Consider the following 15,391-nt stretch of genomic DNA (forward strand, 5'->3'; position numbering starts at 1 on the left):
AAAAGCGCTCACGCGATGTTCTCGATCGATTTGCTGATGTTCGGGGCGATGATGCCGAAATGCCTGTCACTCATGTCTGTACGCAGGTAAAGCACACCTTCGATATGCTCATAATAGGCCGGATGCACATTCGTTTTGTCTTCCACTGCAACGGCCACCAGATACTCGCTGGTGTTCAGCATGTTCTGGAATGTGAACCGGACGGTGACACGGCTGCCCGTTCCCCGAAAAGAAACGTGCCCATCGTGCCAGGTCGAGCCGACAATCAGATCCAGTCCGGAGAGTGTTTTGATCGAAAACGCAATTGCCAATGTTTCCCGCGCCACGTCTTCCGGCAGGTCCAGTTCAATGGCAAGCGTTATGTCTTCCCGATCCCGGAACACGCGTGCCCGGCGGCCCAGCGCGTTCAACGCTTCCACCCGCTTCACAATTCCACAATGCGAGCCCCAATGATTCAGCGGAACCGGTGCAGCAGGTTCCGTGCTCAGCTCAACCTCTTCAAGCTCGATTGCAATTTCCGGTTCGCCATCACCGGTTTCGGGCAGCGGCTGCTCGGCTCCTTCAAACAGACGCTGAATATATTCGGACGTGACTGTCTGGATAGACCCGTTCATCCGAACCCGCCCGGCGTCAATCCAGATAGCGCGATCGCACAGGGTGCGTACGGCCGATACGTCATGCGACACAAACAGAATGGAGGTTCCGGCATCGCGCAGCTTGCGAATTCTGTCATGGCATTTGGCCTGAAACTGCGCATCGCCCACTGCAAGTGCTTCATCGACAATCAGGATTTCGGGCTCAATAAGCGCCTGCACGGCGAATGCCACCCGCACATACATGCCAGTGGAATAGGTTAGCATCGGACGATCGAAAAACTCGCCCACATCGGCAAATTCTTCGATCCTCGGCATCAGCCGACCAATCTCGTCGGGGTCAAGGCCAAGAATTGCCGCGTTCAGTGCAGCGTTGTCCCGCCCGGTGAATTCGGGGTTGAAGCCTGCCCCCAGTTCCAGCAAAGCCGCAATGCGCCCATTTCTGACCACCTGTCCGGACGAGGGCCTGAGCGTGCCGCAGATGATCTGAAGGATGGTGGATTTGCCGGAACCATTGCGTCCGACAATGCCAACGGTTTCCCCGCGGGCAACCTCAAACGAAATGTCGTGCAGAGCCTCAAACTGCCGGAAATAGCTTTTCGGCGCCAAGCCTGCGGCGCGCCTCAGACGCGGCACAATCATCTGTTTCAGGCGGTCATGCGGGGCGGCGTAAATGTTGTACGCTTTGCTGACATGACTGACGCTGATGGCGGGCTCAGACAACATCTGCAAATCCACCACGCATCTTTTCAAAAATCCATCTTCCAAGCAGCATGACCGAACAAGCTGCCAACCAGTAAATTCCCAAGGCGGTGAAATTGGGCGTCTGTCCGAAAATCAGGACAGACCGCGCTTCCATAATCGGCACGGTGAGTGGGTTGAACGCCACGAGCATCCGAAGCCCCTCGGGCAACATGCCAATCGGGTAAAACAACGGAGACAGAAACATCATGGCCGTGACAAGCAGAGTAACGACTTGCCCCACATCGCGAACATAGGTTCCAAGTGCAGCCAGAATCCACGCAAGGCCAACCGCTCCGATCACCAGCGGAGCCACCACAGCAGGCAGCCACAGACCGTTCCACGACAGGGGAACGTTCAACACAAATGCTGCAACGAGCAAGACGCAGAACGCAACGAGAGCGTTAAACACCGCGACACCCGTCAGGATGACCGGCAGGATTTCAAGCGGAAACAAGACTTTGGTCACCAGATTGGCGTTCTGGACAATCTGGTGAGGCGCCCGAATGAGTATTTCGGATAGAAGATTATATTGGATAAGCCCGAGAAAAAGGACAATCGTGAAGTTGATTTCTCCCAGTCCCTCCTCTCTCCACATTCCCCTCAGGATCGAGCCGAATACCGAGGAATAAATCAGCACGATGATCACGTTCTGGATGACGTACCAGTAAAGACCGCCAAACGTGCCTTTATGTCTTGTCCGGATTTCGCGTTTGAGTAGCGGACCCAACAAATGCCGGCGCCTTCCGCTACCCTTTGCGGGCATTGCAGCATCAGGCATGGGGGGTAACCCACTGTAATAAAAGCGGCATAGATAGTCTTATGCCGTCACAGACGCTGGCTGCAATTGTTGAAGTTGCTGTCATTTCACTCTGAACCGAACGCTGACCTGATAAAGTTCTGTCACTATCAGCACCTGACTGGCGCATCGAACCGCTTGTATTCATATATATGATGAACGTCAATAAACAGGGTTATGCAGGTTAGTGCATCAGCGCCGCAGCAATGCACGCGACAGGACGAAATTCAGCAGCGTTGTCGCAACGATGACCATCAGTATCGCCAGCCTTGGCACAACACCCTGCTCTTGCAGTACGCGCAGGAAAAACAGTCCCGATAAAAACACCGCGCAGTAGCATCCAGCCAGAGACAAACGATCAATCACAGTTCTACGTCCGCCCTTGAACACCTTGTTCGGGTAGATGATTGCCACGAAGGCAAGCCCGGTCACCCACGCCACTATGTATGAGTGCGCCGGGGACACCACAAAAAGCAGGAGTTGATAAACAACAAGCGTCAGACCGGTATTGGCGATGCCAGCGGCCAGAAAGCGTAAACCGTCACCTTTGAGAAGGCGCTTTCCTTCGCCGTGCATTGTCTTCACACCGGGTTTTCCTGGCCAACCAGTTGTCGAAATTCTGAATAGTTCCTGATGTAGTCGCCTGCATCATAGGCATGCGATGCGGCAACCATCAGAACGCTGTCCGGGTCGAACTTGTACTGAACACCCCAGATCATCCGCGGCATGTACAAGCCCACAGTCTGGTCAACCAGCCGAACTTCACGCCGGCGGGTGCCATCGTCTACGACAATTGATACACCGCCATGCGCAGCGACCAGAAATTGCTGGCATTCATGGTGGGCGTGTTCCCCGCGAACATAATGGCTGGGAACTCCGTAAACGAGGAAAATTCGGGCGGGCACAAATGGCAGCCCTTTTTCCATTTGCAACGGCGTAAGACTGCCGCGCATGTCGGTGAAATGCGACAGACGCTCCAGCCAGCAACCTGCCACTCCCAGGTCAAGGCGGCTGCCAATTGCGCTTCCCAAAGAGTTTGAACCTGATGAAAACTCTGCTGCAACGTCACCTTGTGGCAGAGTGGCGCTGTCATGATAGCCGATAATGACGGCAGGATTGCCGACCACCGTGCTGTAGGGTGGCACATCACGCGTTACCACTGCCCCGGCCCCGACCATAGCACCGCGCCCGATGCGCACCCCGGGAAGAATGGTTGCATTGGCGCCGATAGACGCGTCGTCCTCGACAATGGTTTGGAGAAACTTTGCAGGGTACCGTTTGGAGCGCGGGAACCTGTCATTGGTGAATGTGGCGTTCGGGCCGATAAAGACCCTGTTGCCAATGCGAAGTCCGTCCCAAAGCTGCACGCCACATTTGAGCGTGACCTCATCGCCGATAACGACATCTGCCTCTACAAACACATTATCGCAGATATTGCAGTTTGCGCCGATGCGCGCGCCGGGCAGGACGTGAGCAAAGGCCCAGACGCGTGTACCCACACCAATATCCGTGCTTTCACACAATCCCTGCGGATGGACAAAATAACTGCTTGCGGTGCTCATATTCATGGCCTGAAAATGGAAAATCAGATCTGGTGGAAAATGCTTTTTTCGCGTTTGGCGAATGCATCAAACTCGACGACGCGGCTGACAATGCGCAGTGGCCGCCGCTTTGTGTTTTCGAAAGTTCGCCACAGGTAAGTGCCAACAATGCCTTGCGAGACGAGCATGGCAGATGCGGTGAATGTGATGAGAACCGAAAGCGTGGCAAAGCCGGGTTCTGATATGAACCCTGCAACGCGCAGAACCGCTATCGCCAAACCAAGGGTGGCACTTGCCGCGCACCCGAAAATGCCCAGCCACAGCACCAGTATTATGGGCAGGTCGGAAAACGAAAAGATGCTGTCCATCATGTAACGGACACGGCGCATGAAGTTCCACGCGCTGGTGCCCTTCAGCCGCTTCTGGCGTTCATATGGTATGAATTTGCGGCGAAACCCTATCCAGAAAAGCTGCGCGATCAATGAGCTGTTCGGCTCGCTGATACTTAAAACTGCATCCACGGCTGCGCGGTTGCATGCGAATATATCAACGCCGCCTTTCGGCACATCCTTGATGACAAGCTTTCGATAAAGCCACCAGAATGTGTTGGACAATGCATCCCGTAAGAATGCGTCGCTGCGCCCGGCGCGCTGGCCAAACACGATATCGGCCTTATCGCTTTCCAGCAGATGAAAAAAATTCTCGATGAGGGCTGGTGGCTCTTGCAAGTCTGCGGCCATGACGGCCACCACATCGCCGCTTGCCAGCTCCATGCCTGTACGAATTGCGGTGAAAGAACCAAAGTTGCGACTGTGAAATGCTATTTTGGATGCGAACGGCATCCGGTCGCGCGCTTCAATCAGCAACTCGCCCGAACGATCCGGAGAACCGTCCACCACAAATATCACTTCCATGCCACCCACCCGGTGGTGAAGCTCGGACAGCGCAGCAATCAGGTCACTGATGTTTTCTTCATTGCCATAAACGGGAATAACCAGCGAGCGTCGATCCGAAGGGCGGTCATTTTGTTTTGCGTTCAACATTGCACGGCCCTACTTCTTCCAGGATGCCAGTGCCTGGCAGACAGTTTCCACCTCGGCATCTGTCATGCCTGGAAAGCACGGGATGGTCAGAAGCCGGGAAACGCTGGATTCCGCCACTGGCAACCCACCGGGGGCCACGCGGTGCAGTTGCGCAATCCAACCTGTCTGATGGCAGTCAAGAATGGGATAGTGAACTTCCGTCGCAATGCTGTGCGCCTTGAGGTGGCTGCGCAAATCATCGCGATTATCACACAGAAGAACCGCAAGATGCGCCACAGAGCCGTTCGGGCTGCGCACAACCGTTATTCCTTCGCCGGACGCTGATGCGTATCGGTCAAGAATTGCCACGCGCCTGGCGTTCGCCGTCTCAAGCTGTTGCAGTTGCACGAGAAGAATTGCCGCCTGAACCTCGTCAAGCCGAGAATTGCGCCCGCCGGGCCGTGAAATATCGTATTTGGACGCCCAGCCATATTGGCGCAATGCATCACAGGCCTGTGCCAAATCCGGACTGTTGGTGGCGACAGCGCCACCGTCGCCAAATGCACCAAGATTTTTGGTTGGATAGAAGCTGAAAGTGGATATATCGCCGAGACTGCCGACTTTTTGACCGCGCAGTTCCGCCCCGTGTGCCTGCGCACAATCTTCAAGGATCGGGACATGAGAAAATCCACGCGCATCCATGTCGATTCGCAGCGCTTCAACATCAAAAACCCCGCCATACAGGTGGGTTATGTCAACAAATGCGGTGGCCTCTGTCAGCGCGGCCAGAACGGAAGCTGCTGAAACAAGCTGCGAACTGCGCTCAACATCCACATAGACCGGGATAAGACCGATCTGCCGCAAGGCAATGGACGAGTAGCCCCCCTGCATTTGGTGCAGTGATAACCTCCCGCCTCTCCTGCCCGCAGCGCTCTGCCAAAGCGCGCATGGCAATTTCCAGTGCGTCCGTGCCGTTGGCGACGCCAATGCAGTTCGTCACTCCGATATACTGCGCAAAAGCCGAGCAGAAATTGCGGTTCTGCTCTCCATTCAGCCACCAACCGGAGCGCACAGTGGTCAGAACGGCATGGTCGATCGCCTCAGCGTCCTGCTGATAGACTCTCTTCAAATCATTCAATGGAAGCGCCATTGGAACTCCGTCTGTGCGCACAGCAATCTGCCCTAACGTTCCGAAGAACTTTAGATGCCTTATAATATAAATGATAAATCTATCAAGCTGGATCGGCTATGGTCGCTTCTGCGCGACACGGGCGCGTGTAGGCTGCCCGAAGCGAACTCTGGCTTCAGGTGCGCTTTAACTTTGCGGCTGAACTGCGCCGCCTGGAGTTCAAAATCTTGAAAATTGCTGAAATATTTAGCTGGCTAACGCGATGTGGCGGGGCGTTTAGCGCCGACCTGATCGGTTTTAATCGACAAACTCTGTCAGACGCCGAGGCGTTTTCGCATTCCAGCAAATGCGAAAACGCCACTTTCAGACCGGTCAGGCTTTGGGAATGACTGGCAGAAGAATATATGGAAGCTCGGCACCATCGAAGTGAACGGTGTTTCTGGTGTCGAACAGCGCAGGCGGACGATCATCGGGATCGTCGTGAATAAAGGGCCCACAGCCTGTCATCGGCCGCTTCATGTTGGAAAGCACCGCTGGCGCCCCAGGTTTTTCGTAATCTCGCCCACGAATGTTGAGTGCAAAGCGGTATCCCTTTGGAACCACAACACTGGTGGGCAGGATTTCCACATCGAGAGACACAGGCTCGCCCGGAGTCAGCATCCATTGTTCATCATGGTTGTGATAGGGGCGATACGGAGTGGATTTTTCCGCATCCAGCTTGCGATGCGAGGCACGCAACCATCCCTGCCCGACCGGTGTGTTCGGATCGAGTGCGCCATAGAAGTGCACTTCCTTTCCCTGCGGATCAAACACCTGCAAGACCAGAAACACGTCGGCGTCCGCAGTCTGTGATGACAGATTGAGCCTGACGGCTGACGGACCGGTGATTTCCATATCCTCGGTCAGAGGCTCGCTGAAGAATGTCAGCCCGTTGCCCATTGTTTCGTAGGACATATTCGAAGCTTGAGTTGGCGCTTCGGTTGCCAGACTCATCGTGTCCGGATGGAGGTAGTATCGCGTCCATTGGGTTCGGGCCAGCGGCCACTCATGCTCGCCACGTCCGGCAAATCGGACTTCGCCCGGACGGCGGATCTGGAGTTGAACCTTGGGCTGATTTTCCCAGCCATTCTGCTCGCCCTTCAGGAAATAGCCAAAGAAGCGCTTTTGCAATGCCACGCCGTAATCGGTGTAAAACTCTGCCCAGTGCGCGCCGCCATGCATTTCAAGCCATTTCTGTTCGGACGCTGCCTGCAAAAATCCTTCAATATTTCCGCGCAAATGCAAGCCCTGTCCGCCCCAATTGCCTGCACTCAGCAACGGCACGGTAATCTTGCTCAAATCACCGGAAAGGTTCTTGTAATAGTCGCCGTCAAGATTGTTGCGCAGCAGGTCGTTGGGCATGTCAGCCCGGTTGCGCTCAAGCTCATCCTCGGCCAGCGTTTCCGGACCGCAAACCAGTTCTCCGGTTACCGGGCTGCGCGGCCCACGGTCACCCACGCCGTGTTGAACGGTTTTGACCTGCATTTCCTGCCAGTTCTTGCGAAAAACTGACAAAATGCCGCCGTGATGGGTTGCATCGCGGTAGTTATCCGCAAACCCCTCCCAAACGCAGATTGCCGCCAGCGATGCTGGCTGGCGGGCCGCTACCCGCCATTGGTTGGCCGCATAATAGGAAATGCCGCTCATGCCAACCTTGCCATTGCACCACGGCAAGCGTGCAACCTGCTCGATGCACTCGCAAATATCGTCGGTTTCCTGCGGGCTGTGAACGGACAAAAACCCCTGGGAACGCCCGGCGCCACGGCTGTCAAAGCGAATAATGGCATAGCCATCCGGCACCCATTTTTCTGGGTCAGCCGTTTCCCAGTTGGCATATTTGTTGGACGTTCCTTCCAACGCATCGGAATAGTCCTGTGCCATGATTTCCCAGGCGGTTTTGTAGCCTTCCTGAAATGCCAGTCCCTTGCCATATGGCCCGTAGCTGATCAGCGCCGGATATTGGCCATCTTCTATGGGGCGGAAAATGTCGGCGCGAATAACGATGCCGTCCGGCATGGTGAACGGGGCATCCCATTCAATGATCATCCCATCGCGGGTTTCAGTTTTGTGCATGCTATAACTCCGAAAGATTGGGATTCAGGTGTTTGCCAAAGCGCGCTGGTAGAGAACTGACGCAAGGGCCACATCCTCCATGGCAACGCCCAGAGATTTGAAAATGCTGATGTCTTGCTGGCTTTGCCGTCCGGGTTTCCCGGCACAAAGCTCATCCAGCGTCAGAACGGATGCCCAGTTCATCGCTCCCTGACGATCCACCGCCAGAAACTCTGCGGCTTCCATTCGAGCCTGTTCCACATCATCTGTGGCCAACGTGGCTGCTCGCTGAACCAGCCCGGTTTCCAGTTCCTGGCGGGCAGAGGTATTTGCGCCTGCGGCATTGATATGAGTGCCAGCCTGCACCCAGCCAGACTGGCAGACAGGCGTGGCCGAGGTGGTGATGGTTGCAACAATGTCTGCGCTTTCCACAGCTTCCCGTGCCGTGCTGACCGCCATTGCCGCAACGCCGAGTTCAGCCTGAACCCGCTCTGCCAGTTCAACGGCGCGAGCGCTTGTGCGTCCGAAGATTCTGACACTGTTCAGTTGCCGCACACCTGCAACGGCCGCAACCTGCCAGAATGCCTGTTTGCCTGTTCCAATCAGCGCCATTTCAGTGGCATCCTGCCGGGCCATATATTTGGCCGCCAGACCAGAGGCCGCCCCAGTGCGCAACTGGCTCATATAGTTTGCCTCAATCACGGCCAGCAGGTCACCGCGTTCGACCGAGTAAAGCAGCACGTGATAGCCGCCATTGCCGCCCGAGCGGTAATAGGCCTTCAGGCCAAACACATCCCGAGCCGGGGCCTTGGCCGCCATGACATTGAAAAAGCCGTCTGGAAGCAGTGCGCGCTGGCGTGGCAGATTGGCCTTGTCCTGCGGTTTTTCACCGCACGGCAGCGCAAAAAAATCTTCCAGCGCGGCAAGTGCATCCGCCATGTTCAGGAGCGATCGAACCTGATTTTCGGCAATGAACAGCGGGGGAACAGACAAGATGCCTCTCCGTCAGATGGTCAGAAATAGGTGTGATAGGCGCAGCATTGACCTGGTCAATGCTGCGCCGGATGTCAGCTAAAGCTGCAATTCATTGGATTCCCGGATGACTTCCTCGCGGTCGAAATCGTTGATTTCATCCAGAAGATCGGTGGTGGAGACGCCGGACACATCGGAAATTTTGTCCGCAAGCCCGGTAAATGCCACCATGGCTTGCCATTGTTCTTCCGAATGAGCGCCAAAGCGTTGATCCGGCTGGCCTTCCCTTGGCATCCACTTGTCGGCACGGGCGTTCAGAATAACCATTGCATCTCGCATGGCTTCTTCTTCACTCACACCGCGAGGCTTGGACTCCGGATAAACTTCCCAGTGAAGGGCCACTGCCTTTTCGAGGTCGTTGTAGGCAAACACGGTAGACTTGGCCATTGCCCTGAAAAAGCGCACCATCGTGTCGCGCTGATCTTCGAGGCTGGATTTGCGAATGGCATATGAATTGCCGAAAAGCTGGCTCATGCCTTCCGTGTTGGGCAGATGCCGCAGCGGAAACCCGGCAATTTCCATACGGGAGAAACCGCCGTCCCAATAGGCCATTGCGTCAACACTGCCATTGTAAACGGCCTCACCAGCCGGGCCGCCCTCTCCTACGGGAATCCACTCGACGTCCACATCGGGGTTGATGCCAATTTCCTCAAGCATGGCGCGCGCGCCGAAATAGCCTGTGTCACCCTGATTGCGGATGCCTATTTTCTTGCCGCGCAACTCGGAAAGCTCTTTGATCTCGCTATCGTCCTTGACGGCAACCGACCAGTGCGGCTCGCGCAGCCAGCAATAGGGAAAAATCACATCCAGATCCGGATTGCCCGCGAAGGCGTTCAGAAACGCCACAGGTGAAATTGCCGAAGTGTCGGAATTGCCACTGGCAACTGCCTGCAATGTCTGACCTGCACCGGACATATTGATGATGTCGAGAGCAACACCCTCACGCTCGTAATAGTTGACGCGCGGGTTCTGCCCAACTGTCATGAACACAAGCTGCGCGTCGATGACGCCGGATGCGTTGCCAAGGCTGACAGTTGCCGTGTTCTGGGCAAACACCAACCGCGTTGGCATCAGGGAAAAGCCACCAGCGGCACCCATGGCGGTCACAAAACTTCTGCGATTCAGTTTCAAAGTCATTCCTCCACAAGGGGAGCAGCCCGCTTTTTTAATCCGCGATAACCGCCCTGATTTTTGTTGATCAACTTCCAACTGTCTGCTGGCCACTGCTTGTCCAGAAAAGCAGGCGCTTTGATACAAAGCGAAGAGAGCCATGCAAAAGCAGGCCGATCAGTGCCAGAATAATGAAAATCGAGAATGTTCCTGCCGTGTCCATCTGGGCGTTCATGGCCAGGATGAGTGTGCCAAGACCGCGCTGCGCACCAACAAATTCCCCGACAATCGCGCCAACGACGGAAAACACCGCCGCCATTTCAAGACCGGCAAAAATATATGGCAAGGCGCTGGGCAGCCGGGCTTTCCAGAAAATCTGCCAGCGGTTGGCGCCAATGGCGCGCATGAGCTCCAGCCTCTCCGGTTCAACCGAACGAAATCCGGCCATGCTTGTCACCAGCAACGGAAAGAAGGTCAGAAGGCAGATGATGACAACTTTGGAAGAAAGGCCAAAACCGAACCACAGAACGATGATGGGCGCCAATGCGATCTTGGGCAGGCTTTGAATGCCGACAAGATATAGCCTGAGCGTGGCTTCCAGAATTCGGAACTGCGAAATGATTGTTCCCAGCATCAGGCCAATGCTGCTGCCGATAACAAAGCCCAACAGAACCTCTGTTACCGTAACCCCGGTGTGCAGCCAGTAACCGGCGCGTGAATTGAATGGCTCATTCAGTCCGCTCCACAGGGCACGCATGATATCACTGGGCGACGGCAGAATGTATTTGGGCGTTTCCAGCCAGACCACCCCATATTCCCAGGCGGTGATGATGATCACGAGCAACAGGGGCGCAAGCACATATTCAGGGTGTGTGCGCATAAGAATGCGAAAGCGCGACGGTCCTTTGCGCGGAGCTTCCACAACTGCCGTTTCTGTCGGAACTGCGGTCATGATATTCCCTCGCCCGATATTGCGCTGTCGTCGGCATTGCCCATTCGGTAAAACAGCTTGCGGATATGGCTTGTCTGGCGCCCGAATTCGGGTTCACCCATAACGTCCAGACCACGCGGACGCGGTGTCGTTACCTCGATAATTTCCGAAATGCGGCCCGGCCGCGGTGACATGACAACCACCCGATCACCCAGAAACACCGCCTCTGGGATTGAATGGGTGATGAGAATGATGGTCTTGCCACTTTCCCGCCAGATGCGCTGCACATCCAGGTTCATCTGCTCACGGGTCATGGCATCCAGCGCACCAAACGGCTCGTCCATCAGCAATATGGAAGGGTCGCAAACCAGCGACCGGGTGATGGCCGCGCGCTGCTGCATGCCGCCGCTGAGCTCTGCCGGATACTTGCCTTCAAACCCGGCCAGCCCAACCATTTTCAACAAATCGATTGCGCGCGAGCGGGCCGCTTTCATCGGGCGTCCCTGCACTTCTGCAGGCAACAGCACATTGTCGAGAATGGTGCGCCATGGAAACAGAATGGCGTTTTGAAACACCATGCCAATGTCGCGCCGGGGCGCCGCAACCGGTTGCCCGGCAACGCTGACGTTTCCGCGTGTTGCGGGCGTCAACCCCGCCAGAATTTTCAGAAGGGTGCTTTTGCCGCAACCGCTGGGGCCGACAATTGTCACAAACTCGCCTTCCGAAACCGAAAGGTTGATGTCTGACAAAGCGTTGATCCGCTCGTCGCGCACGGTGGTGAAAATCTTGTCGAGCTTTTCGATATGAATCATCGGCTCCCCCCGCTTTTCAGCGGCGAGACGTGAATCCTGAGGCTCGAGCAACGTTGCCGTTGTTCGCTGCACTGTATTCCTCCCGTTGCACGAGTACTGGCTCTCTCCCAACCAGTAACGTGTATCCTATTGTATATCCACGATTGTGCGATGCCGTCTAATACCTTATTGGACAAGTGGTGATATCATTTTGGCATCGCATGGAGGCGGCCATGAATGACAGGCAGTTGGACTATTTTGTCGCCATTTCAGATGCGGGAAGTTTTCGCAAAGCGGCCGAAACGCTTCATATTGCACAGCCTGCTCTGACCCGGCAGATGAAGCAGCTTGAGCAGGACTTCGGGGTGCCCCTGTTCTTTCGCAGCAGCAAGGGAGTCATGCTGACTGAGGCAGGATTGCTTCTCCTGGAGCGGGCGCGGTTTCTGCGTCGCCACAGAGAACAAACCCGGGCAGATGTTGCAGCCCGTGGCACTGTGCCGTCTGGCCGGGTTGGCTTTGGTGCGCCGCCCTCAATCGCCGATATCCTGTTTCAGCCTCTGGCCGTCAGCTATCTGGAAAAATATACAAATGTGCAGCTCAATTTTTTTGAAGGGGTAGGTCGTCTGCACGAGTGGCTGTTCAGCGGCGATATTGATCTTGCCATACTGCCAAACAGCCGCCTTCTGGATTCACGGGAATATGAGCGTGTGGAGTTCGTCGCAGAGCCTATGTATGTCATCGGCGCAAAGGGCGCGTTTGACGCGCAGGATGAAATGTCGGCCGAAAAGGTTGTGCAATTGCCGCTGATCCTCACGCCAGCACCCAGCACCGTGCGTGGGCTGATAGACCGGCTGGTTGGACAGGACACCCGACAGTTGCGAATTGTAGCGGAAACGGAAAGTGCCAGGGTGCAGAAAAATCTCGTCGCGGCGGGTCTCGGGTTTGCGATTCTTCCGCACAGCGCGGTTTATGAAGATCAGCGCACCGGCCAGCTTTCAACCTGCAGAATTGCCAACTGGAATTTGCATCGCGTTCTGGCGTGGCGTTCCGACAGGCCGTTGACTGCGGCGGTTTCCCGGATGATCGAGCACACCACTCAGATCATGAAGCGTCTGGACGCACAGGGAGCGTTTGGCTAACCGGCATCAGCGCACAACGACCCGATGGAACCGAACAATTTCGCTGCCGGCATTGGCATATGCGTAAGTCTGCGCACTGCTGTAGATCGCAAAGTCTCCAGCCTCAACAGTGACCACGCCGTCCTGTTTTTCGATGCGCAGCCGCCCCGAATTCACAGCAATCATCTCGTGCCAGCCAGCCGGATCAGGCTCTGCCTGATACCGCTCCCCTACGGCGAGCGACCAGACCCAGAGCTGCGCTTCCTGTGAAGCGGGTACACTGCCCAGGAGAACAGCCTGGCTATCGGCACTGTTCCCGCGCCAGACAACTGCTTCGATACGCTGGCTGTTGACTTCGGGATCCACAACCATTGCCACAAAATCCACCCCCAGCGCGCTCGCCAGTTTATCAAGGCTCGAAAGACTGACATTGGTGTCCCCGCCTTCGAGGTTGACAATCATGCGTCTGCTGACCCCTGCCGCTTCAGCAAGTGCTGTCTGGCTCAAACCCGCATCCCTGCGAAGGCGACGCAGATTGCTCGATACGTGGCCGAGAACATTGTCGCGACCATCTTGACTGTGCAATATAATGCTCATAACAAGGCATTATGATACACATTCTCGCTCCCTGTAAAGTCTCATTCTCGCGTCAGGAGCTGGCGCTGATCGTCGTCACAATGGTGTGGGGGGCAACATTCCTGATTGTCCACACAGCAATGGCGCACAGTGGCCCCCTGTTTCTGGTGGGGTTGCGCTTTGCTGCGGCGGGCGTGCTTGCGGCATTGATTTTTCACCGTCAACTTCGCGGTTTGACCCGGCTCGACGTGATCGCCGGTTGCGCGATCGGGTTCACGATATTCCTTGGCTATTCTCTGCAGACCTACGGTCTTCAAACGATCAACAGCAGCACATCGGCCTTTCTGACAGCGCTCTACGTGCCGATGGTACCCTTGCTGCAATGGGGGCTCATGCGCAAACCGCCACGCGCGATGACATGGGTGGGAATTGGTCTGGCTTTTACCGGCCTGTTGCTTCTGGCTGGCCCCAACGCGTTACAGGTCGGGCTTGGTCGTGGCGAAGTGGTTACCGTCATCAGTGCCGTTGCAATTGCGGCCGAGATCATTCTCATCAGTCGCTATGCACCCCTGGTGGACAGCGCCCGGGTCACCGTCGTTCAACTGCTGGCCGCTTCCATTTTCGCCTTTGCAACGATGCCTCTTGCTGGTGAACATATTCCCGGCTTCTCGTGGGTCTGGGTTTTGGCAGGTGTGGGGCTGGGCGCAGCAAGTGCCGTTATTCAGCTTACAATGAACTGGGCTCAGAAGTCCGTGTCATCAACGCGCGCGACGATCATTTATGCTGGCGAGCCTGTGTGGGCCGGAATTGTGGGCCGTCTGGCTGGCGATCGCCTGCCTGCGCTGGCCTTTGTCGGCGCAGCCTTCATCATTGCAGGCGTAATCGTCAGTGAGCTTAAGCTGAAAAGCGCGCGCAAGCTCGATCTGCCGCTCGACACCAGATCTGTGTAACCCAATGTCTGACATGCCTGGAGCAGCCCTGCTTATGAAGCGTCTGGGCGCACCGGTAGCGTCTGGGTGACGCCGCCGCTAGGCGGTGGCGGTGGGTTGGGATGAACACGCTGCGCCAGCCAAATTCCCAACATGACAAGACCTGCGCCGGCATATTGCAGAAGCGTCAGCTTTTCTCCAAGGAAAACCCAGCCCAGCACCACGGCAGTGACGGGGCTCAGGAAACCCAGTGTAGAAACCAGCGACGGTTCCAGACGGCTAAGCCCGCGAAACCAGAAGTAGGTGGTAAAAGCCGCGCCAAAAATTGAAAGCCAGACAAGCCCCGAAATATTGGCGAATGTCAGAGTTGGCAGCGGTGGCTCCAGCAGAAATGCCACCGGAACCAGCAGCAGGCCTGCCGCTGTCAGCTGCCATGCTGTGAATGTCAGTGCGGACACAGGCGGTTGCCAGCGCCTGCTCAGCACCACACCCAATGCCATGGAAGCGGATGCAAACAGACCTGCTGCAACACCCAGTAGGTCAACTTTCGCTTCCGGCCCCAAAACCACCAGGGCAACTCCGAACAGTCCGGAAATGGCACCCAGCAATGACAGGGCACGAATTCTGTGCCCAAGAAGTCCATAGGCCAGGAAAATGACCACAAGCGGCTGGACAGCGCCCAGCGTTGCAGCAACGCCGCCGGGCAACCTGTAGGCGGATATGAACAGAAAGATCCAGAACACTGAAAAATTCAGTCCGCCCAGAAGGAAAACCCGCCACCACCACTGCACGCTTGGCGGCAATTGCCGCGACAAAGCCAGCAGCAGAAAACCCGCTGGCAAGGCACGCAACATCGCATTTGTTATCGGATAACCAGCCGGTAACAATTCACTTGTGACGATGTAGGTGCTTCCCCAGATTGCTGGCGCAATGGCCGTCAGCAGCAGGTCGACATGGCGGGTTTTCATATATTCAGGGATTTCGTGTG

The 15,391-nt window shown here is 56.0% G+C and carries 16 protein-coding genes; 2 read left to right on the forward strand and 14 right to left on the reverse strand.

The features are described 5' to 3' along the window. Positions 1-8: 8 nt before the first annotated feature. The 12 genes from FPY71_RS07690 to FPY71_RS07745 all read right to left on the reverse strand — a co-directional run bounded on the left by FPY71_RS07690 (position 9) and on the right by FPY71_RS07745 (position 11,801). Positions 9-1,319 (reverse strand): ABC transporter ATP-binding protein, encoded by a 1,311-nt coding sequence (locus FPY71_RS07690; RefSeq protein WP_149299323.1) that lies wholly within the window; start codon positions 1,317-1,319, stop codon positions 9-11. Then, positions 1,309-2,067, reverse strand: coding sequence for an ABC transporter permease (locus tag FPY71_RS07695; RefSeq protein WP_188052264.1), 759 nt, complete (start codon positions 2,065-2,067; stop codon positions 1,309-1,311). Before FPY71_RS07695 ends, FPY71_RS07690 begins: the two co-directional genes overlap by 11 nt. A gap of 258 nt (positions 2,068-2,325) precedes the next feature. After that, positions 2,326-2,709 (reverse strand): GtrA family protein, encoded by a 384-nt coding sequence (locus FPY71_RS07700; RefSeq protein ID WP_246160407.1) that lies wholly within the window; start codon positions 2,707-2,709, stop codon positions 2,326-2,328. Positions 2,710-2,714: 5 nt separating this feature from the next. Next, positions 2,715-3,695 (reverse strand): WxcM-like domain-containing protein, encoded by a 981-nt coding sequence (locus FPY71_RS18745; protein ID WP_149299329.1) that lies wholly within the window; start codon positions 3,693-3,695, stop codon positions 2,715-2,717. 23 nt (positions 3,696-3,718) lie between these two features. After that, entirely contained in the window at positions 3,719-4,717 is a 999-nt protein-coding gene (locus FPY71_RS07710; protein ID WP_149299331.1) for a glycosyltransferase family 2 protein, read from the reverse strand. A 9-nt stretch (positions 4,718-4,726) separates the two neighbouring features. After that, a complete protein-coding gene (locus FPY71_RS07715; protein WP_149299333.1) occupies positions 4,727-5,587 on the reverse strand; it encodes a DegT/DnrJ/EryC1/StrS family aminotransferase in 861 nt (286 codons plus the stop codon). Next, on the reverse strand, positions 5,520-5,846 hold the full coding sequence (locus FPY71_RS07720; RefSeq protein WP_149299335.1) for a DegT/DnrJ/EryC1/StrS family aminotransferase: 327 nt from the start codon (positions 5,844-5,846) through the stop codon (positions 5,520-5,522). Before FPY71_RS07720 ends, FPY71_RS07715 begins: the two co-directional genes overlap by 68 nt. A gap of 351 nt (positions 5,847-6,197) precedes the next feature. After that, entirely contained in the window at positions 6,198-7,937 is a 1,740-nt protein-coding gene (locus FPY71_RS07725) for a CocE/NonD family hydrolase (protein WP_149299337.1), read from the reverse strand. A 24-nt stretch (positions 7,938-7,961) separates the two neighbouring features. Next, the gene (locus tag FPY71_RS07730; protein WP_149299338.1) at positions 7,962-8,909 is read right to left on the reverse strand and encodes an ornithine cyclodeaminase family protein; all 948 of its coding nucleotides are present in this window, start codon (positions 8,907-8,909) and stop codon (positions 7,962-7,964) included. Positions 8,910-8,987: 78 nt separating this feature from the next. Continuing rightward, positions 8,988-10,079 carry an ABC transporter substrate-binding protein gene (locus FPY71_RS07735; protein ID WP_188052265.1) on the reverse strand — a complete coding sequence of 364 codons (1,092 nt, stop codon included), beginning with the start codon at positions 10,077-10,079 and terminating at the stop codon, positions 8,988-8,990. Between the two features lie 67 nt (positions 10,080-10,146). After that, entirely contained in the window at positions 10,147-11,010 is an 864-nt protein-coding gene (locus FPY71_RS07740) for an ABC transporter permease (protein WP_210246261.1), read from the reverse strand. Further along, positions 11,007-11,801, reverse strand: coding sequence for an ABC transporter ATP-binding protein (locus FPY71_RS07745; RefSeq protein WP_149299342.1), 795 nt, complete (start codon positions 11,799-11,801; stop codon positions 11,007-11,009). Before FPY71_RS07745 ends, FPY71_RS07740 begins: the two co-directional genes overlap by 4 nt. A gap of 212 nt (positions 11,802-12,013) precedes the next feature. On the opposite strand from FPY71_RS07745, the gene FPY71_RS07750 reads away from it, so the two are divergent. After that, positions 12,014-12,919, forward strand: coding sequence for a LysR family transcriptional regulator (locus tag FPY71_RS07750; protein WP_188052266.1), 906 nt, complete (start codon positions 12,014-12,016; stop codon positions 12,917-12,919). A 6-nt stretch (positions 12,920-12,925) separates the two neighbouring features. Here FPY71_RS07750 and FPY71_RS07755 read toward each other — a convergent pair whose 3' ends face one another. Further along, on the reverse strand, positions 12,926-13,483 hold the full coding sequence (locus tag FPY71_RS07755; RefSeq protein WP_246160190.1) for a helix-turn-helix domain-containing protein: 558 nt from the start codon (positions 13,481-13,483) through the stop codon (positions 12,926-12,928). Between the two features lie 23 nt (positions 13,484-13,506). Between FPY71_RS07755 and FPY71_RS07760 the strand changes: the two genes are divergently transcribed. Next, positions 13,507-14,424, forward strand: coding sequence for a DMT family transporter (locus tag FPY71_RS07760; RefSeq protein WP_149299348.1), 918 nt, complete (start codon positions 13,507-13,509; stop codon positions 14,422-14,424). Positions 14,425-14,456: 32 nt separating this feature from the next. Here the strand turns inward: FPY71_RS07760 and FPY71_RS07765 are convergent, their stop codons facing one another. Beyond that, the gene (locus FPY71_RS07765; RefSeq protein ID WP_149299350.1) at positions 14,457-15,371 is read right to left on the reverse strand and encodes an EamA family transporter; all 915 of its coding nucleotides are present in this window, start codon (positions 15,369-15,371) and stop codon (positions 14,457-14,459) included. Positions 15,372-15,391: the final 20 nt, after the last annotated feature.

The sequence above is a fragment of the Aureimonas fodinaquatilis genome, from assembly GCF_008369445.1.
Taxonomy (GTDB): Bacteria; Pseudomonadota; Alphaproteobacteria; order Rhizobiales; family Rhizobiaceae; genus Aureimonas; species Aureimonas fodinaquatilis.